This is a genomic window from Chryseobacterium rhizoplanae (genome assembly GCF_900182655.1).
Lineage (GTDB): Bacteria > Bacteroidota > Bacteroidia > Flavobacteriales > Weeksellaceae > Chryseobacterium > Chryseobacterium rhizoplanae.
In genome coordinates this window covers 971,309-991,967 of record NZ_FXTC01000001.1, presented here as the reverse complement: position 1 = coordinate 991,967, position 20,659 = coordinate 971,309, and the positions used below count along the sequence as shown (strand labels likewise).

The 20,659-nt window shown below is 35.9% G+C and carries 18 protein-coding genes; 9 read left to right on the top strand and 9 right to left on the bottom strand.

The window, feature by feature from the left end; all coding sequences use genetic code 11:
* Positions 1-122: 122 nt before the first annotated feature.
* Positions 123-1,097, bottom strand: coding sequence for a dipeptidase (locus FN817_RS04320; RefSeq protein ID WP_142716866.1), 975 nt, complete (start codon positions 1,095-1,097; stop codon positions 123-125).
* A gap of 427 nt (positions 1,098-1,524) precedes the next feature.
* On the opposite strand from FN817_RS04320, the gene thrS reads away from it, so the two are divergent.
* Positions 1,525-3,444 carry a threonine--tRNA ligase gene (gene thrS / locus FN817_RS04315; protein WP_079241603.1) on the top strand — a complete coding sequence of 640 codons (1,920 nt, stop codon included), beginning with the start codon at positions 1,525-1,527 and terminating at the stop codon, positions 3,442-3,444.
* A 172-nt stretch (positions 3,445-3,616) separates the two neighbouring features.
* A complete protein-coding gene (gene infC / locus FN817_RS04310; protein ID WP_185114236.1) occupies positions 3,617-4,117 on the top strand; it encodes a translation initiation factor IF-3 in 501 nt (166 codons plus the stop codon).
* A gap of 95 nt (positions 4,118-4,212) precedes the next feature.
* On the opposite strand, the gene FN817_RS04305 is transcribed toward infC, so the two are convergent.
* Complete coding sequence (locus FN817_RS04305; RefSeq protein ID WP_142716865.1) at positions 4,213-4,776, bottom strand: hypothetical protein; 564 nt, start codon at positions 4,774-4,776, stop codon at positions 4,213-4,215.
* Positions 4,777-4,935: 159 nt separating this feature from the next.
* On the opposite strand from FN817_RS04305, the gene FN817_RS04300 reads away from it, so the two are divergent.
* Positions 4,936-6,009 carry a resolvase gene (locus FN817_RS04300; RefSeq protein ID WP_142716864.1) on the top strand — a complete coding sequence of 358 codons (1,074 nt, stop codon included), beginning with the start codon at positions 4,936-4,938 and terminating at the stop codon, positions 6,007-6,009.
* A gap of 83 nt (positions 6,010-6,092) precedes the next feature.
* Positions 6,093-6,659, top strand: a complete 567-nt coding sequence (locus FN817_RS04295; RefSeq protein WP_142716863.1) for a hypothetical protein — start codon at positions 6,093-6,095, stop codon at positions 6,657-6,659.
* An 81-nt stretch (positions 6,660-6,740) separates the two neighbouring features.
* Here FN817_RS04295 and FN817_RS04290 read toward each other — a convergent pair whose 3' ends face one another.
* The 3 genes from FN817_RS04290 to FN817_RS04280 form a co-directional block, all read right to left on the bottom strand.
* A complete protein-coding gene (locus FN817_RS04290) occupies positions 6,741-7,370 on the bottom strand; it encodes a response regulator transcription factor (protein ID WP_142716862.1) in 630 nt (209 codons plus the stop codon).
* A 2-nt stretch (positions 7,371-7,372) separates the two neighbouring features.
* Positions 7,373-9,580, bottom strand: coding sequence for a tetratricopeptide repeat-containing sensor histidine kinase (locus tag FN817_RS04285; protein ID WP_142716861.1), 2,208 nt, complete (start codon positions 9,578-9,580; stop codon positions 7,373-7,375).
* Positions 9,581-9,641: 61 nt separating this feature from the next.
* Positions 9,642-12,110, bottom strand: a complete 2,469-nt coding sequence (locus tag FN817_RS04280) for a tetratricopeptide repeat protein (RefSeq protein WP_142716860.1) — start codon at positions 12,108-12,110, stop codon at positions 9,642-9,644.
* 1,014 nt (positions 12,111-13,124) lie between these two features.
* Between FN817_RS04280 and rpmI the strand changes: the two genes are divergently transcribed.
* The 5 genes from rpmI to FN817_RS04250 all read left to right on the top strand — a co-directional run bounded on the left by rpmI (position 13,125) and on the right by FN817_RS04250 (position 17,961).
* The gene (gene rpmI / locus FN817_RS04270; protein WP_002979658.1) at positions 13,125-13,322 is read left to right on the top strand and encodes a 50S ribosomal protein L35; all 198 of its coding nucleotides are present in this window, start codon (positions 13,125-13,127) and stop codon (positions 13,320-13,322) included.
* 119 nt (positions 13,323-13,441) lie between these two features.
* Complete coding sequence (gene rplT / locus FN817_RS04265) at positions 13,442-13,786, top strand: 50S ribosomal protein L20 (RefSeq protein ID WP_034694451.1); 345 nt, start codon at positions 13,442-13,444, stop codon at positions 13,784-13,786.
* 378 nt (positions 13,787-14,164) lie between these two features.
* A complete protein-coding gene (locus tag FN817_RS04260; protein WP_142716858.1) occupies positions 14,165-15,340 on the top strand; it encodes a M28 family peptidase in 1,176 nt (391 codons plus the stop codon).
* Positions 15,341-15,401: 61 nt separating this feature from the next.
* Positions 15,402-16,577 carry a M28 family peptidase gene (locus FN817_RS04255; protein ID WP_142716857.1) on the top strand — a complete coding sequence of 392 codons (1,176 nt, stop codon included), beginning with the start codon at positions 15,402-15,404 and terminating at the stop codon, positions 16,575-16,577.
* A gap of 214 nt (positions 16,578-16,791) precedes the next feature.
* Entirely contained in the window at positions 16,792-17,961 is a 1,170-nt protein-coding gene (locus FN817_RS04250; protein ID WP_142716856.1) for a M28 family peptidase, read from the top strand.
* 65 nt (positions 17,962-18,026) lie between these two features.
* Here FN817_RS04250 and hisIE read toward each other — a convergent pair whose 3' ends face one another.
* From hisIE to hisH, 4 genes are read right to left on the bottom strand one after another with little or no spacing between them, the layout of a single operon-like run.
* Positions 18,027-18,614, bottom strand: a complete 588-nt coding sequence (gene hisIE, locus FN817_RS04245; protein ID WP_142716855.1) for a bifunctional phosphoribosyl-AMP cyclohydrolase/phosphoribosyl-ATP diphosphatase HisIE — start codon at positions 18,612-18,614, stop codon at positions 18,027-18,029.
* On the bottom strand, positions 18,611-19,363 hold the full coding sequence (gene hisF / locus FN817_RS04240; RefSeq protein ID WP_142716854.1) for an imidazole glycerol phosphate synthase subunit HisF: 753 nt from the start codon (positions 19,361-19,363) through the stop codon (positions 18,611-18,613). The genes hisIE and hisF overlap by 4 nt, the downstream gene beginning before the upstream one ends.
* Complete coding sequence (hisA, locus tag FN817_RS04235) at positions 19,356-20,078, bottom strand: 1-(5-phosphoribosyl)-5-[(5-phosphoribosylamino)methylideneamino]imidazole-4-carboxamide isomerase (protein ID WP_142717056.1); 723 nt, start codon at positions 20,076-20,078, stop codon at positions 19,356-19,358. Before hisA ends, hisF begins: the two co-directional genes overlap by 8 nt.
* A gap of 2 nt (positions 20,079-20,080) precedes the next feature.
* The gene (gene hisH, locus FN817_RS04230; RefSeq protein WP_142716853.1) at positions 20,081-20,659 is read right to left on the bottom strand and encodes an imidazole glycerol phosphate synthase subunit HisH; all 579 of its coding nucleotides are present in this window, start codon (positions 20,657-20,659) and stop codon (positions 20,081-20,083) included.

Genomic DNA, 20,659 nt, shown 5'->3' with positions numbered 1-20,659 from the left:
GGAGCTGGATTTGATCCCATCAGGATCTACTGTTAATAGAAAGAAATTAAGTCCCTGTAAAAGTAAAGCTCCAGAGGAGCGACCTGTTAATTATGCTTTGATTTAATCAGACAAGAATGATTCTATTTATACATATTTTCTATAAAATTCAATGCATTTTTGTGACTAATTTTTTCTACTAACTCAAATGAAAACCGTTCCTCAATTTCTTTATTGACTGCCGGATATACTGCTGCATTGGAATGTTCAGGAAAGAAAAAAGGATGACGGGATTTGTCCGGATGATCTTTCCAGTAGAAATAATCTGCACCATAGGCTATGCTGTCTTCTCCACCAAGATCAAGTCCGTATTGAATATGCTCATAGAGTCTTTCGGGATGTTCAATATCAACATAATCTTTGATAAAATTCAGGCCAATCAATCCTTTTCTGCGAATCACTTCTTTCGCCAGTTCATCAGGAAGGTTTCTATTATTTTTGTAAACAGTTCTGTAATTGGAATGGCTTGCCAGAATAGGAATTGAATAATTTCTTTGATCGATATAAGTGAAAATATCATAAGCAAGCTGATCACTTGTGTGGGCTAAATCAATGGCAATTTTCCGGTCAGAAATATAGTCGATCAGCACTTTTCCATCATCTTTTAATCCCGCTGTAGCATTATTTCCGCCTCCAAAACGGTTTTCCAGGTGATGGGTAATCCCAATATAAAAGACTTTTTCAGTGTTTTCAATAATGGTTTCCAGATTTTTGAATCCGGATTCCAGACTTTGGTTTTCATCGCAGAAAGCAGATGCATTTTCAATAGAAGCAATAACTCCTACCCGGTTTTTATTTTCCGGAGCGTTGAAATTATCATGATTAAAAAGGAAAAAATTCTCGTTTTTGATCATTTTTGAAAACAATTTGCTTTGTTCCAGTCCGCGAGCTGTGCTGTTAGCTCCTGTTCCCGCATACATCGCCATCACCTGAAGTTTTACATTTCCATCCTGTAAATAAGGCAGCGAACAACCTAGTTCTTTATCATCAAGCGTTGAATCTGATCTTAGAAGATAATATAGAAGATCACAATGTAAATCAATGTTTATCCTGCTCATAGGGATTGTAATTTTTGAAATTTAATATTTTATTGGATTCTGATTGAATATGGATATTGTATTTCAGGGATTTCATATTTTCAACATTCAAACTTTATGGTATCAATATCCTGTATTCATGGGATTAAGATATTAATTTTAATTTTTAAAACTTGTATTTTTTAATCTTTTTATGAGATTTAAAATATCTATTGCTTTTTCTGTAATCTACTTAAAAAAGAGGCCGGAAAAGTGATGAATTCCAGCTCCATTAAGGTGATAAAAGTAACAGAATAATTTTCTGAGAACACTGCAATATAAAGTATACAACTCCCAAACGTTAAAAATCTTTCTATTTTCGATATTAATTCTCATTCTAAATACATATGGATATAGTATTTTATCTAAAAAATGCGTATTTTTGCATCTTAAAATTTCTTAGTAAACAATGATAAAAATTACACTTCCAGACAATAGTGTCAAAGAATTCGAGGGAGCAGTGACTCCTCTAGATGTGGCAAAATCTATAAGCGAGGGATTGGCTAGAAACACCATTTCCGCAATTGTTAATGACAAACAAGTAGAAACGACCACACCTATAACCACGGATTCTACGGTACAGCTTTTGACCTGGAATGATGATCTTGGAAAGAAGGCTTTCTGGCACTCTTCTGCCCACCTTTTGGCGCAGGCTATCCTTGAGTTTTATCCTAATGCTAAGTTGACCATTGGTCCTGCCATTGAAAGCGGATTCTACTATGATGTAGATTTCGGGGATGAAAGCTTATCTGAAAAAGATTTTGAAAAGATTGAGAAAAAGATTCTGGAAAATGCGAAGAAAGGTTCTACCTTCTCTCTTTATCCGGTTTCTAAAGAAGATGCTTTAAAAACCTACGCAGACAACCCGTATAAAGTGGAATTGATCTCTAATCTTAATGATGGAGAAATCACTTTTGTAACACACGATAACTTCACAGATTTATGTCGTGGTGGTCACATTCCGAATACAGGAATCGTAAAAGCGGTTAAGATTTTAAATGCAGCCGGAGCTTATTGGAGAGGTAATGAAAAGAACCCTCAATTGACAAGAGTATATGGTATTTCTTTCCCTAAACAGAAAGATCTTACTGAATATCTTGAAAGATTGGAAGAAGCTAAAAGAAGAGACCACAGAAAATTAGGTAAAGAACTTGGAATTTTTGCATTCTCTGAAAAAGTAGGTGCCGGGTTGCCGCTTTGGTTACCAAAAGGAACTGCTTTAAGAAGAAAGCTTGAAAATTTCCTTTCTGATGCTCAGAAAAAAGGAGGTTACGAATTTGTAATGTCTCCACATATCGGAGCAAAGGAATTATATGTAACTTCAGGACACTGGGATAAATATGGGGAAGACAGCTTCCAGCCGATTAAAACTCCGAATGAAGGGGAAGAATTTTTGCTGAAGCCAATGAACTGTCCTCACCACTGTGAAATTTATAAGACTTCACAATGGAGCTACAGGGATTTACCAAAAAGATATGCAGAATTCGGTACGGTATACAGATATGAGCAAAGTGGAGAGCTTCACGGATTGACAAGAGTTCGTGGATTTACTCAGGATGATGCTCACCTTTTTTGTACTCCGGATCAGCTTTCTGAAGAATTTGAAAAGGTAATTGACCTTACACTTTATGTATTCAAATCTTTAGGGTTTGAAGATTTTGTAACTCAGGTTTCTTTGAGAGATCCTGAAAACAAACAAAAGTATATCGGTTCTGATGAAAACTGGGAGAAAGCAGAAAGCGCCATCATCAATGCAGCTCAGAAGAAAGGATTAAAAACAGTGGTGGAATACGGCGAAGCGGCATTCTACGGTCCTAAGCTTGACTTCATGGTGAAAGACGCTTTAGGAAGAAAATGGCAGCTGGGAACAATCCAGGTAGATTATAACCTTCCTGAAAGATTTGATCTTCACTATATCGGAAATGATAATGAAAAACACAGACCGGTAATGATCCACAGAGCACCATTTGGTTCTATGGAACGTTTTATTGCTATTTTGCTGGAAAACACAGCAGGTGATTTCCCATTATGGCTAAGCCCGGATCAGTTTATTATTCTACCGATCAGTGAAAAATATGTAGATTATTCAAAAAAAGTTTCACAATTTTTGGAAAATCACGATATTAGCGGTCAGATTGACGACAGAAACGAGAAGACGGGTAAAAAAATCCGTGATGCTGAATTGAATAAGATTCCTTTCATGCTTGTTGTAGGAGAGAATGAAGAAAATGAAGGCACGATTTCTGTAAGAAGACGTGGAGAAGGAGATCTTGGAGTCATGAAAATGGAAGATTTCGTTGCTTACTTTAAAAAAGAAGCAGCCATATAAATTTAAAATTAAAGATTGAAGGATTCAAAAGTTAATGCAACGACAGAATTTTTCAATTTTTAAATATTTGAATGAATTAAATTAAGTAATTAACCAATAAAATTATAATACAATAGCACAAAGATTTAACAACAGGGGCCCACAAAGACGTCCTGTACAGGAGGACTTACACTTGATCAACGATAAAATTCGTGTGAGAGAGCTTCGTTTGGTGGGCGATAACGTAGAGCCAGGAATTTATCCAATTGACAAAGCAAGACAGATTGCTGCAGATCAGGAATTGGATTTAGTAGTAATTTCTGATAAAGCAGAACCTTTTATTGCAAGAGTATTAGAATACAAGAAATTCTTATACGAGCAAAAGAAAAAACAAAAGGAACTTAAGGCTAAGCAAGTAAAAGTGGTAGTAAAAGAGATCCGTTTCGGACCTCAGACTGACGACCATGATTACGAATTCAAAAAGAAGCATGCTGAAAAATTCCTTGAAGAAGGTTCTAAATTAAAGACCTACGTATTTTTTAAAGGACGTTCGATTATCTTTAAGGACCAGGGAGAAATTTTGCTTTTAAAACTTGCTCAGGAACTAGAGCACGTAGGGAAAGTAGACCAGCTTCCTAAACTTGAAGGAAAAAGGATGATTATGATGATGAGTCCTAAAAAACCAGCAAAATAATTAAGTCATTATTTTAATATAAAAAAACCTCAAAGTAATTTGAGGTTTTTTTATGCTTAATTTTAAGAAGAGATTGTTCCGTACTACTCTATCTTCTATCCCTCAAAATCTCCGCAATCATGCTCTGTGAAAAGAGGTAAAGCTTTTTTGGTGGTAAAATATCTGGATATTCTTTTGTTTTTTAGCTCCAGTTTTTTGCCTTCTATCACGAGTTCATAAACAGGTGCTTTATCTATTTGGGTTAAAATATAAGTTCTTTCCGCTGTTTTAAAGATAGTTTTGTTTCCTTCGTTAGAATATGAGAACTCATCAATTTCAAAAGTATCTTTTTCATCACAGACATTCGTCCATCTGATTTGCTTCTTTGTTATAGACAGGCTTGTCAAATCGCATGAATAACAGTTCCCAGAGAACTCTATACCATATTTATCATATATACTGGTACTTTTATTATTCAACAAATCAATAGGAACCAATATTGAAAAATCACCGGGTATTTCTAATGTTGCCGGATCAATCTTCACTGGTTCTGATTTAGATGTAACAACTTCTTTTTGGGCTTCCGGAGAAGTATTTTTTTCCACTTTTTTGTCTGTAGCGGGTGAACAGGATGCCAGTAAAGCAGCCACCACTGAAAGGCTGATTATTAAGTTTTTCATGTTTATAAAGTAAATTACAATATTGAGGTTATCATTTTGTAAAATTGTCCAAATTCTGCCACTTCATCTATCCCTGTTTTCAGCCATTTATTGCCCATATTCAGGGGTTTTGTTGGCTGCTGGTCCGAATACCGATACATTTACCCAAAAATATAATAAATGAAATTAATTAATCAAATCTTTATATCGTCAATGGTAGTTCTTGCAGGATGTAATGAAAAGAATAAAACATCAGAGAGAAACAAACCAGAAACTGAAGTTAAGCAAAAAACAATAACATTATCTGATTTCAAAAAAATAAAAGGTGTGGATAACGTTCAGGAAGTACCATTCCAATTATTTACCAAGCTGGATTCCATACATTTTTTTGTAACACCGAATAAAGATGCCGCTCATTTGAAAATAGCGTATAATAAGCTCGATAACTATTACGGCTTTGAAGAGTTTGAGGACTTCTATTCTATCCATTACAGCATTAATAACAATATTTCAAACAGTATTGAAGCGTTTGTCCTGAAGTCAGAATTCACTCCGGCATATGAGCTTACGTTAAAAGGTGTGGATCTTTATGAGATCAGAAGCAGCACATTGAAGGAAGCGAGTGATTTTAAAAATAAATCTTTTAAAAAATTCGGAACTATTACTGAGATTTCAGAACAGGAATTTAGAGCAAATTCTAAAAAACAAATCGGTGAAACACTGGTAAAAAACCCGAATATACAACTGCAGGCAGATAACTGGGTATACAAAGAAAATGGCAGAGAAGACGTGATTACACAACATGAAAGTGTTTCTACAGAGACCGGGCCGCTTGCCAATGAATATATAGGAAGGTCACCTTACTTAAACCTGGAAGTATTCAAAGAAAACTCTGATGAAGTTGTAGATTCCTATTATTCCTTTTTCAGTTTAAAAAATGCAGTTATGTTTGAGCTGAGTACTGAAGGTTATCCGCAAATCCTTCCTTCTAAAGGCTGGGTTACCTTTGTCTCATCCAACAATGATGTGGGGAGTAATTTTGTGATTTCCAACTATTTTTCACAAACCAAAAAACAGGACAATCTTTTGTATGTAAATTTCACCAACTTCAAAATAGCAGATGATAAAAAGGCATTCTGGACAGATCATGATACTTTCTATGCAGAAGTCTATCCGCTGAATTCTGCTTCTGCTAATGGTAAAAAGCAGAAAACGGCTTATATAAAAATCCAGTTGAAGGCTGATTTGTTTTAGGAGAAATTAAAAAACCCCTGAAATCAGCCAGAGTTTATGGGGATAAAGTCCAATATCTTTGCTGCAATATTTAAAGAGATACAATGAAAAAATTAAGTTTGACCGTCCTTTTTTGTTTACTAGGTTTTATGACTTTCGCACAATCGCTGAAAGTAGTTATTAAGCAGGACGGAAAAGTGATTAAGCCTGTGAATGATGTGTATGAACTGAAGAAATCTACTTTCCAATTTGAGATTACGTCTACCAACCTGGAAGGATTTTTACTAGGAGCCACTACGAATAAAGACATCTATGCAGGAGCTTTGGGCATTTTGAATACGGAAGTGCCATGGTTTCAGAATACAGGTATGGCTGAAGAGCTATATAATAAGGATAAAGAGATGTTTCTGATGGATTCTGCGCCTTCATATTGGTACTATACAGATGCAAAGGATCATAGATTTGACAAAAACCCTAAAGGCAACGCCAAACAATGGACAGCTACCCGTACTATTACAAGGTTTTATGATATCATGGTAGATCAGCCCATCAACCTGAAAGATTTTGACGGCAGCGTTTTTATGCTGATGTATCAGCCTGAATATAATGATGAATATGATTTAATAGGAAAGAAAAACCTGTTTCAGGCAGCGTTGAAATTCAAAGATTAAGAGAACACACCCGATTATTTGATTATATAAAAAAAGGTCTGCTTTTACGATGTAAGCAGGCCTTTTTGTTGGATGTATATGTTATTCGATTACCAAACCGTACTCTATAGCCAGCTTAATGGCAGAACTAAGATTAGAGGTTTGAAATTTTTCAATAAGATTTTTCCTGTGACTTTCTACTGTGTGTGGGCTGATAAAGAGCTTTTCTGCCATTTGATTGGTGGTAAGTCCTTTGGCGGCTTCAGCTAAAATTTCTTTTTCTCTTCGGGTCAGTTTCGGAACATGGTTTAATCCATCCGTGGATTTTTTTTCCAGAACAGACCGGGTTTGTGAGCATAAAAACCGGTTGCCCGCATTTACGGCTGTGATGCCTTCAAGAATTTCGGAAACTGAAGCATTTTTTTGAATATATCCCAAAGCACCTTCTGCCAGAGTACTGTTAATGACAGGCAGCTCATTGTGAACACTGAGAATGATAATCTGAAGATTACTGTACTTTTTCTTTAAAGGTTTTATCAGCTCGATGCTGTTGATATCTGCCAGATTGATGTCCAGCAGTAATATATCAACCGCTTGTTTTGCCAGGCCTGCATTCATTTCTGAAACATTTTTGAAACAGTCTACAACATCTATCGTATCGTTGTTTCCTAAAATATTTTTCAGTCCTTCCAAGAGAAGTGGATGATCATCTGTTATGGCTACTTTTATCATGTTTAATGAATAGGAATTTGAAGTTCTATACTGGTACCAATATTCAATTCGGAGGTGATATTCATTGTTCCTTTTAAAAATTGGACTCTTAATTCTATATTGTGAAAACCTGCGGTTTTTCTAATGTTCAGGTTTGTATGATCGAAACCTTTACCATTATCTTCTACCGTAAGGTTTAACAGATTTTCTTCTTCGCTTACCTGAACAATAATCTCTGAAGTCTCGGCATGTTTTATCGCATTATTAACCAATTCCTGAATGATTCTGTAGATCATCAGCTGCTTTTCCTGTGATATGGAATTGCTGTAATTGATAAATTCTGTATGGATCTCTAATGCGTTATTGGATATTCGGGAAGCAAATTCCTGAATGGCTATTTCCAATCCATATTTCATTAATAAATCAGGCATTAAATTATGTGCTACCCTTCTTAACTCTTCTACCGCTCCATCAATCTGTTCAATTGATTTTGAAATTCCTTCTTCTATGTTCCCGGACTGATGAGGGTTTAGGTAAGATAATTGATGTTTCGTTCCTGAAAGCAATCCTCCCAATCCGTCATGAAGATCGCGGGCAAGACGGCCACGTTCCTGCTCCTGCCCTTCAAGCAATGCGGTAAGTGTAGATATTTTCGAGTTTTGTTTTTCTTGTTCCATCGCTAAAGCATGCAGCTCGTCTCTTCGTTTAATAGACTTCGCACGTTGTTTATAGGCATAAAGCAATAAGAGGATGAGAACAATGAAAAAGATAATAAAAAAGATGTAGTAGGTATTGATCTTTTCCTTAAATGCCAACAGCTTTTTAAAGTTGTTGATATCATTATTTTTCTGCCGGGTTTCCAGTTTTGCCAAACGGAGCTGCTGTTCTTTTTTCTCTGATTCAAGTTCTGAAAACTTCAGTCGCTCACGCTGGTTTTCTTCTACCAGTTTTAAGTTGTTGTAAACCTGCTCACGCTGTGCACGCAAAATATTAATCAACTTGATTTCCTGTGCTTTTTTGTCGCTTTCCAGCTGTAATTTGATGTATTTCTGTTCCTGCCGTTCTTTATCAAACTGTGATTCTAATCTTTTGGTAATATCCAGTTTTTCCTGATCGTAAATACTTTTGTATTGATCTACATAGCTTTTATAATAAGTAAGTGCTTCTTTATAATTGCCCTGCTCTTCACTAATTCTGGATAGAGATTCAAGGATAGACAATTCTATCATATGATTTCTTACCGGGCTTTTCCCAATTTCCATAGAAGCTTTCAGAAAATAAGACTTAGCTAAATCATAATTTTTATCCTGTAATGCCAATTCTGCCAAAATCCCAAATGAGGAAGCAATATGAATGGCATCACCAATTTCAAGGCTCACTTTATTAGCGAGCTGGGCATATTGCATTGCCTTATTACTGTCAAAACCAGTATATAAATTCGCTAAATTGATGGCAGCATATGAAAGGCTATTTCTGCTAAGCATAGCCTCTTTATTTTTATTGAAAGTAGCAATAGCCTGTAAATAATACTGTTCTGTTTTATTTCGAAACATTGTATTGGATGGATCCTGTGTATATTTCTGTTCATATACGTACCCCATCCGCATGTAAGCATCAAAGATAAGATTGGGATCATTTTGTTTGGAAGCTAACAATAGAAATTGTTTGGAGTATTTTTCTTCCAGCTGATATTCATTCAGGTCAGAATAAATGGCAGATAATTCCTTGGCTGCATTCCCCAATCTTCCATAGAGTGTGGAAGTGGTTGGTGAGTTTTCATAATATTCGATAGCTTTCAGATAAGCGGCAACAGCATCAGTTGTTTTATTATTACGGGTCAGAATCCACCCTTTGGCATATTGTACATAACCTTTTGCTTCATTACTATTCGTTTTTAAGCTATATGCCTTTGCCATGTCAAGACTTTTTGAAGACTCTGCTGTTTTGTTATCCAGCCGATAGTTCATGGCTTGCACCGCATATAAAATTGTGGCATACTTTCCATCTGTCTGTTTTGCAGCAATGGAAATATTGGTTTCTAAAATCTGATAAGATTTAGGTTTAAGGTCATGAAAAAATAAGGCAGTCGCATATTTAGGAGCCAGATTGAGCTGTTCTGTAGTATTGTTTGATGCATGGCTGTATTCTCTTTCTAATTTGCTTAAGACATCCTGCGCCTGAACAAAAAACGGACAAATAAGTAAAGTAAATATAAATAATAACCTGTGCATCAAACCCTTATCTTTATTAAATTGCATTCCATTAAGGAACGTAAATATAAGTAAATCCCTGCTAATCTATTTCGAAACCATGCTTTTCAGCGAAAGATCTCCATTTCTGAAATTTCTTTTCGTTTTTAAAGGCCGGATCTTCACCATAGTAATGTAGTAAACGTTGAGTAGCATATTCGTAAGCACTGTAAGCATTGGCCTGTTCAAAATACTTAATGGCTTTCTTCACATCTGTTTTTACTCCCATGCCGAGTTCGTAGATAATACCGTAATAAATACCTGAATATGACTGATCGTAGTCTTTCTTTAAGTACACCAAAAGGTTTTTATAATCTCTTAACTGGTAATAGATTTCTGAGATTTTATCGTAATTGTAGGAATATTTTTTCTCGGCTTGCTGATAAAAAACCAAAGCTTTATTATAATCCTGCAGCACATGTTCTCCAAAATAATACAAATCCCCCAGGTTGACAAGTGCCATTTCATCACCAAGTTCAGCACTTTTTCCGTATGCCTGAATGGCTTTTTTGATGTTAAAAGAATACCCTATTCCGTTGTGATACAAAGCACCGATATTGTTCCAGGCTACAGGATGGTTTTGTTGTGCTGCTTTTTCATAATATCTAATTCCTTTTTGTGGATCAAACAGTGATTCTATTTCAGGATCGGTAAGTAAGAGCCCTATTTCTACCAGGCTATCCATGTCATCTTTTTGAGCAGATAGTTCAAATAAACGAAGCGCCTCGTGGTAATTTTGATTTTCTTTTGCGTCAAAAGCCATTTTTTTAACGGTTCCAACCTCCATGAATTGTTCGGCGTTTTTACCTGCCTGGCTCTTCCAACGGTTGTAAAAGGAAGTAAAATATTCCAAATCTTTTCCCCGGAATGAATACCGATCCAGATAAATAGTTCCATATTCAGAAGTCTCTACCCGATGAATGCTTTTATCTTCATTCATTCTAAGCATATTTTCATCCTGATACAGAAATAACAAACCTTCTTCCGTTCTATAATTCAAAGGATTGGAAATATAATCATACAATTGGATTGACAGACCATTCTCAAAATCGAACAACTGATAGCCTTCATTTTTTTGGATAGATAAAAATCCATTTTCCAGATAGTGAATCTGTTGAATTTCTGATTGAGGAGCAATTAACCAACTTTCACTGTCTGCATCAAAAAGTCCTGATCCTGTTTGGGTTTTCAGGATAAAGACATTGCTTTTGTATCCGGCATTTGATTGTGCCTTTACCTTAATAATAGATTCATTTTCTAAAAGAAACTGATGTTTTAAAGTGTGATACATCTGCCAGTTTTTATCTTTACGAACAGCCAGGGTTTCAAAATGGTCAATTAGAATCAGTTGGTCTGCTTCGTCTATGATAAGATTTCCTTTTTCATCAATCAATCTCCCTTTTTTATCAAATTTATTTGGTTTAACCCAGAAGCAGGTACTTGTTTTTACGATACTTCCTTCTAAAAAATCACCCAGATAGTTTCCTTCTTTCGTATAATATTTACGCTTGCTGGTGCCTTTTTGTTTGGTGAAAAATAATTCAGGGAAATAATCGTACTCATAAGAGCTTTCGCTTTCTACAGGGATAATAAGTCCGTTCTCATCACTATAAACTCCAAACTTTCCGTCTTTTTCTACCCCTAAGAATCCATAGGCTACTCTTTCAATGGCATCATATTCAGCAGGGACCATCCAGGTGTTTGAATAGATTTTTAAAATCCCTGATTTTCCATTCACTTTTACTTCTCCTAAAGGCTCCTGCGCAAAATCGAACACATCAAAAGCATCTTCATACACCGGGGGAATCCATTCTTTTCCGTCGCTTTGAAGATAGCCAAACAAAGCTTCCTTCTGAATTACCGATATACTGTAAAGATCATCTTCTTCAAAAATATCATCATAAATGGCCGGAGCTAAAATAGTCCCTTTTGCATCCTTCAAACCGAATTTTCCATCTTCTTCAAATATTGTAGAAGCAGCTTTTTTATACGCACGTTCCTCAAAATATCCTAATCCGTAATCAATCCAGTCGGTTTCTAAAATTTCGAGAAATGAAGAGTATCCGGTGTGCGAGAACAAGGAATCCAGCAATGAAAGATTCCGGGTTGCCACAGCCTTTTTATACAATTTGCTTTTCTGCTGAATTTCCAACAGCCATTCCCTTGCCTGTACCTTATGTTTTTCTTCGTTCATGTTGAAAACATCCGTTGCATTCAATACAAAAGTGTCATAAGGTAAAGCTTCCAGGAACTCAAACATTTTATTAACAGGTTCGTAGTACGCTTTCTTGTAATGCAGCTGATAGGTATCTGCCAGCAGATTGAAAAAGTAACGCAACTGAACAATTCCCTGGTTTTTATCTGAAAAAAACTCAACACCTTCCACTTTGATGCCTTCTGCCAACAGAGGATACAGCAATAATGGAATTTCATAGTTCCACTCGCCCAGATAGGTATCGAATGTCTGATTCGATTTTTGATCGTAATTGTATAAATAGATCCGGTGTGCCATTCGTTAAATTTTATCCGTCGGAAAGCAGTAAAACGTTTTCCGGTTACAGTGATTGTATTGAAATTAAATATTAGTATTTTGTGAAGCTTTCATCTGTAATTTATTATTAAGTATTCTTGCAGCTGGTGAATATGACCAGCATGATACTCGGCCCTATTACTTTTACAGCTCCTTCTTCACTCAATTTTATTTGGCTAGTGTTTTTACCCATTCGTTTTAGTGGTTGCTCGAAATAAGAATTTATTTTTTAATTGGGCGTGAAAAAGAAAGCTATAAAAGTTATAAAAATATTTATATAAGTAAATGTGAAATGGCTTTAAATCACAAGGTTCTTCAGCGGATTAGTTTAATATTTTTCCGGATTAAAGGTAATAAAAGGGGTTGCATGAAAATATCCCTGATAACAGTGGTTTTTTGTTTACTACTTTTAGATCTATCCATCATATTTTTTAAGGCCTATAGACTTCAGCCTGTTCAAATAATATCATATAACAATAAAACGCGGTTAAGACGACTCCGATAAGCCCGGAAATGAGAAATCCGAAGATATAATATAGTCCTGTTTTATTTTTCTTAAGTATAGAATTGATAATAAAAATGATGAGCGTACATAAAAACCCTGTTCCGAAAAACAGAATCAAAACAGCAAGAAACAACGCTCTTTCCAGGTGTAAATCTGCAGATGACAGCATAATATAAATAGTTTATAATGAAATCTTATTCATCGTATTCAGCAATATTAGAGAGAATTGAAGAACACGGCAATCCCGATTATCAGCTATATTTTAACAAAGTTGAAGCCATCAACAGAAATCTTTTGTCCTTTTTCAAGTCATAGCATAGTAAGAATAACTGATAGAAAGAGGTTATAGAAAAATATAGCCCTATTCGTTTAGATTAAAAATTACTTTCACATCTCACTTTTTTTTCGTAATTTTGCACACTATTATTCCTAATGTCTTTAGGAGTAACCAAAACAGATATTGATAACAAAAACAATAAAAAAGCAGAACAATGCCAAAATTAAAAACGAAATCAGGTGCTAAGAAACGTTTTGCTCTTACCGGTTCTGGTAAGATCAAAAGAAAAAACGCTTACAAAAGCCACATCTTAACTAAGAAAGAAACTAAGCAGAAGAGAAATCTTACTACTACTTCTTACGTAGCTAAAGTGGACGAGAAAAGTGTACAACGTCAATTAGCAATTAAGTAGTTTTTATAAATCTATATTCGGTTTATAAGAATTCAAAACAAATTCAACATTTTAACCCTGAAACGGTGCAAATAAGAGTAACATCCGTTGCCGCCCTTTTCAAAAAAACAATTTAAATTATGCCAAGATCAGTAAATGCCGTAGCTTCAAGAGCTCGCAGAAAGAAAATTTTTAAGCAAGCTAAAGGTTTTTTCGGTAGAAGAAAGAACGTTTGGACTGTAGCTAAAAACGCGGTAGAAAAAGCAATGCAATATGCTTACCGTGGTAGAAAAGAGAAAAAGAGAAACTTCAGAGCACTTTGGATCACTCGTATCAACGCGGGAACCAGAGAGCACGGAATGTCTTACTCTCAATTTATGGGAGCTCTTAAAAAGAACAACATCGAACTTAACAGAAAAGTTTTAGCAGATTTAGCAATGAATCACCCTGAAGCTTTCAAAGCTGTTGTAGATCAAGTAAAATAATGTAGAATAGATTTTGTTATCAATATAAGTCCCGGTTTTCCCGGGATTTTTTTGTTTTATACTTTCAGTTTCGTGTGTTTTCAAGGTGAATTTCAGATTCAGCATCTTCAGATTTCAGAGACATTTGAAATATCATTAATAAAATTCATCAAATCACAAATCACAATGTTGAATTTTCGACGTAAAATAGTTTAAATAACAGAAAAATATACATCAAAACCAGTTCGTTAAATGAATACCAGCCTAGCGTAACAATAAACTGCATAAAAAGTTATATTATTATTAAAAAAACAAGCAATCTCTTCAAAACAGAACTAATTATTAATAATAAATAATGATTTATTGTTATATTTACAATCTCTAAATAAAATATCAAAAATGAAAAAAGCTGCAGTTTTTTTGCTGACTTCCATTGCACTGCAAAATATAGGTGCACAAAGTTTTATTCAGGCTTATAAAAACCGGGCTGATATGGTTACACAAGCCAATATCAACACCAACCTTCAGGAATTTGCAGGCTTTGGAATAAAAAAAACAGGTACAACAGCTAACAATAATGCACTGGACTGGCTCAAAAACAAATACCTGTCTTATGGATATACAGCCAGTGATTTTTCTGAAGATGCTTTCACTTACGGAGGTAACCCGTCAAAAAACCTGATCATTACCAAAACCGGTACTTTATATCCTAACCAATATGTCATTATCTGCGGACATTACGACACCATCGTAGGACCTGGGGTAAGTGACAATGGCAGCGGAACTTCTATTATCCTTGAAGCGGCAAGAATTCTGAAAGATATTCCAACAGAGTATTCTATCAAATTTATCCATTTTTCCGGAGAAGAACAAGGTTTGGTGGGAAGTAATCATTATGTAAACAATGTAGCATACCAGGGAGGCACAAAAGTTCTGGATATAAAGCTGGTTTTAAATATTGACCAGGTTGGAGGACTTATAGGAAATAATAACAATACCATCACCTGCGAAAGAGATACAGGAGGGATGTCTTCCAATAACGCAGCATCTAATACCATGACACAGGAACTGATGACATGTACTACCCTTTACTCTCCTCTTCAGACGAATCTTTCTTATGCTTACAGCTCAGATTATATGCCTTTTGAAGCTAAAGGATATACGATTACCGGATTTTATGAAACGATCCTAAGTAATAATGAGCATACGGTAAGTGACACGTATGCCAATATTGACCCAGTATATGTCTTCAATGTCGGGAAAGCAGCTGTAGGAGCGTTGCAGCATTTTGCTGTTGCCTCTACCACCAACAACCTATTAAGCACAAATGAACTACAGAAATCAGGAGAAACCATCAGCATTTATCCCAATCCCGCTAAAGATCTTGTAACCGTAGAATTTCAGCAGAAGGTAAAACAATTCAAAATTGAGGTAAATGATATGGCCGGAAACATCATTTTAAATCTTGAAAATCAGGAAAAAATAAATACGTCAGGTCTTAAAAACGGAATTTATACATTTACCATCAAGACCGATAAGGGAAATACAACAAAGAAAATAATCATTAATAAATAATATCAGGCTTGAAATACAGATTAAGATTTTTATTTGTATTTCATGTATTACAATCATAAAAATGAAGAAAACCGTTACTTTTTTACTGGCTTCCATTGCCTTGCAAAGTCTTGGAGCTCAAAGTTTCATTCAGGCTTATCAGGACAGGGCAAATATGGTAACTCAGACCAATATTACAACTTACCTTCAGGAGTTTGCTAATTTAGGAGTCAAGAAAACAGGTACAACAGCAAACAATAATGCTCTTGAGTGGCTTAAAACCAAATATCTTTCCTATGGATATACAGCCAGCCAGATGGCAGAAGATCCTTTCACTGCAGGAAGCTATAATTCTAAAAACCTGGTGATTACGAAAACAGGAACAGTGTATCCTAATAAATATGTTATTATCTGCGGGCATTTCGACAGTATTACCGGTCTGGGAGTTAATGATAACGGAAGTGGAACTTCTATTATTCTTGAGGCAGCCAGAATCCTGAAAGATGTACCGACAGAATATTCTATAAAGTTTATTCATTTTTCCGGGGAAGAACAAGGACTTCTGGGGAGTACTCATTATACCAATACGATAGCCTATCAGGGAAGTAACCGTGTTTTGGATATAAAATTAGTCTTTAACCTGGATCAGGTGGGCGGCGTAATGGGAAATAACAACAATACTGTTTACTGTGACCAGGATCTCGGAGGGCTTACCTCCAATAATGCTGCTTCTGCTGTTGTAACTCAGGAATTAAGAAACTGTACCGCACTGTATTCTCCTCTTCTGACCGCTGTAGACCCGGCTGAAGATACAGATTATATTCCTTTTGAGCAGAAAGGCGAAGTGATCACAGGATTTTTTGAAAGGATCAGAAGTACATATCCACATACGGTAAATGATACTTTTGCCAATACTGATCCCGTTTACATTTATAATATAGGAAAGGCATCTGTAGGGGCACTTCAGCATTTCGCTGTTGCTACAGGTACATTGGGAACGCATGAAGCTGTATTAAAAAATACATTGGAAACTGTAAAAATTTATCCAAATCCAGTAAAGGATGTCATCAATATTGAACTTCCTGATTCAGGAATTAAGAATTTCACTTTTGAAGTGACTGATTTCCAGGGAAGATCCATTTTCAAGAGAACCAATGAAACCAAAATCAATGCTTCAGGATTGGGAAATGGCGCTTATCTTGGGATCTTAAAAGCCGGAGATCAGACTGTCGTAAGAAAAGTGATGATTGAAAGATAGTTCGTATTACCTATCATTAAATTATATAACCTTTGGCGCCGTTCAAAGGTTTTTACTTTTCAGGCAACTGCACATATTAAGCATCTGCAACACATCAAAGTCTTTCAATGCGAAATCTATTGATAACATAGCAAAAATTTCATTTTATTTTAAAACATTAAACACTTCATTGTGATTTATTTACTACATTCGTGTTACCAAAATAATATCATATATGAAAAAATTTACAACAGTTTTATGCACTGCGCTGATGATGCAGAGTATAGGGGCGCAAAGTTTTATCCAGGCTTATAAAGACAGAGCGGATATGGTTACCCAGGCCAACATTACTACAAATCTTCAGGAATTCAGTAATTTAGGAGTGAAAACTACGGGTTCGGCAGCCAACACCAATACATTAAACTGGATCAAAAACAAGTACCTTTCCTACGGCTATACTGCCAGCCAGATCGTAGAAAGTCCGTTTACTTTCGGAAGCACCAGTTCTAAAAACCTGATTATAACTAAAACAGGAACACTCTATCCCAACAAATATGTTATTATCTGTGGGCATTTTGACACCATTTATGGCCCTGGAGTGAATGATAACGGAAGCGGAACTTCTATTATTCTTGAAGCGGCAAGGATTCTGAAAAATGTACCGACTGAATATTCCATCAAATTTATCCATTTTTCCGGTGAAGAACAGGGATTAAAAGGAAGCAGCCATTATGTAAATAATGTGGTGTATCAGGGAGGTGTCCGAAAATTAGATATAAAGCTGGTCTTTAATCTTGACCAGGTAGGCGGAGTAAAAGGAAACAACAATAATACGGTGTATTGTGATGAAGATCAGGGAGGTCTTTCCAGTAATAATGCAGCTTCTACAGCAGTAACTCAACAGCTGAGAAACTGTACAGCACTCTACTCTCCTCTTCAGACTGCCGTAGATCCGGCTGAAGACACAGATTATATTCCTTTTGAACAGAAAGGTGAAGTGATTACGGGTTTTTTTGAAAGAATCAGAAGCACTTATCCTCACAGCTCCAAAGATACTTTTACCAATATGGACCCTGTCTATGTATATAATATTGGAAAGGCCACTGTGGGAGCTTTACAGCACTTTGCAGCAGCTTCCGCTACACTGAGCAAACCAGCATCTAAAAACTCATTGGAAGCTGTAAAAATCTATCCTAACCCGGCCAGTAATATTCTCAATATTGAATTACCGGACGCTAAAGAAGGCAAATTCAGCTTTGAACTCAGTAATTCTATGGGAAGATCAATACTAAAAACAACTAATGAAAGAAAGATTGATGTTTCCAGCCTTCAAAACGGAGTGTATATTGGAGTTTTAAAAATAGGAGATCAGACTCTTGTTAAAAATATCATGATTGAACGATAACATATCTCAGATCCAAAATAAAAAACAGCAGGAGGAATCACCTGCTGTTTTTATATTTCAAGGTTTCATTTATTTCTGTTTTGAAGAATCTCCTCTATCTCCTCCATTGAAAACCCTTTCGCTTTTAATAAAATCAAGAAATGATACAGTAAATCTGCGGCTTCGTTTTTAAAAAGCTCTTCGCTATTATCTTTTGCTTCAATAACAAGCTCTACGGCTTCCTCACCTACTTTTTGAGCCATTTTATTGATTCCTCTCTGATAGAGTGAATAAGTGTAAGAGTTTTCTGCTTTGGTATCTATTCTCTGAGATATTTTCTCTTCCAGCTCATACAGAAACCCTTTTGCATTTTTTTCTCCGAAACAGCTGAAACTTCCTGTGTGGCAAACTACATTTTTAGGAACAGCTTTAATTAATATGGCATCCTGATCGCAATCTATATCAATACTTTTTACCGTCAAAAAATTACCTGACTCTTCCCCTTTTGTCCACAATCTGTTTTTAGAACGACTGAAAAAAGTAACAATACCTTCCTTTTTTGTTTTTTCAAAAGCTTCTTCATTCATATAGCCCAGCATCAGCACCTGCAATGTTCTGCTGTCCTGAATGACCACCGGAACAAGGCCGTTATCTTTATTAAAATCTATTTTCATCGTACTTCTATTTTTTGAGTTTTTAACTGTTGTTTTAAATCCTGAATTCCTATTTCATTAAAATGGAAAATACTGGCTGCTAATGCTCCTGTAGCTTTTGTTTCATTAAACACTTTAACAAAATCATTTACAGCACCAGCACCTCCTGAAGCAATCACCGGAATACTGATCGCCTCAGAAACCAGTTTTGTGATCCTGAGATCAAACCCATTTTTAGTGCCATCACCATCCATAGAAGTCAGCAGAATTTCTCCTGCTCCTAAACGTTCCGCTTCCTGTGCCCATTCTATAGTAGTAAGTTCAGTGGCTTCTCTTCCTCCTTTGATATGAACAAGATCAAGATCACCAACCTGTTTTGTATCAATAGCTACCACAACACATTGGCTTCCGAATTCTTTGGCCAAAGCAGAAATAAGGCCTGGATTTTTTACTGCCGAAGAGTTGATGCTGATCTTGTCTGCACCTGCTTCCAAAAGCTTTCTGACATCTTCTACAGATGAAATACCACCTCCTACTGTAAAAGGAATACTAAGCTCTTTCGCAATATCTTTTACCAGCTCTACAAATGTTTTCCTATCTTCAATAGTTGCCGTAATATCCAGAAAAACAAGCTCGTCAGCACCTTCCTGTTCATACTTTTTGGCCAATTCAACCGGATCGCCTGCATTTTTAAGGTCTCCAAAATTGACTCCCTTTACTGTAGATCCATCTTTTATATCCAGACATGGAATAATTCTTTTCTTAAGCATTTTCAATAAAGTTTTGAAGTTGTTGCAGGCTTATTTTGCCCTCATAAATTGCTTTTCCGATAATGGTCCCGGCACAGCCGATATCTTTCATTTTATAGACATCAGCGATGCCTGAAATGCCTCCGCTTGCTACGAGCTGAACGGATGTTTTGTATAAAATCTCAATATACAGTCCTGTGGACGGGCCTTCCAGCATCCCATCCTTTGAAATATCGGTACATATTGCGGTTTGCATTCCTTTTTCCTGATACTGAAGAATAAAATCAACAATGTCATGATTACTTTCTTCCAGCCAGCCGGAAGTTTTAATTTTCCTGTTTTCGCAGTCTGCCCCCAGAATAATTTTCTCAGAACCGTATTTTTCCAGCATTTTGAAACAGAACTCAGGATCCTGAACAGCAATACTGCCTAAAGTGATCTGTTTTGCCCCTGAATTGAAAGCTGTTTCAATATCTTCCTGAGTTTTTAACCCTCCTCCAAAATCAATATGCAGTGAAGTTGAAGCAGCGATATTTTCTAAAACCTTTTGATTGACAATATGTTTTGATTTCGCCCCGTCAAGATCCACTAAATGAAGATATTGAATTCCAACGCTTTCAAATTCTTTCGCTACTTCTATAGGATCTTCGTTGTATATTTTTTTTGTGCTGTAATCTCCTTTTGACAGACGGACACATTTCCCGTCGATAATATCAATAGCCGGAATTATTTTCATCATTATAAATTTATAAAGTTTCTGACAATCTGATTTCCCACTATTCCTGATTTTTCAGGGTGAAACTGCACTGCATAGAAATTATCTTTCTGTAAAGAAGCACTGAATGGCAGGATGTAATCACAAACAGACGTTGTAAAGTCTGACAATTCACAATAATAGCTGTGAACGAAATAAACATCACTGTCCTCATTCATCTCTGAAAACAATGGTGAAGTCTTCCCTGAAAGCGTATTCCAACCCATATGCGGAACAATATCCCTTGATGGAAATTTTCTGACATTGATATCAAAAATCCCCATTCCCTCGGTATTTCCTTCTTCATTAGCTTTGCACATCAGCTGCATTCCTAAGCATATTCCTAAAACGGGCTGTGTAAGGCCAGGAATCAAGAGATCAAGTTCTTTTTCCTTTAACAGTTTCATCGTTGATGAAGCTTCTCCAACACCGGGAAAGATCACTTTATCTGCTTTTAAAATCTGTTCAGGATCATCTGTGATCACAGAATCAACATTCAGCCTGTTAAGTGCATTCTGAACAGAATTGACGTTTCCTCCGTTGTATTTTATTATAGCAATCAT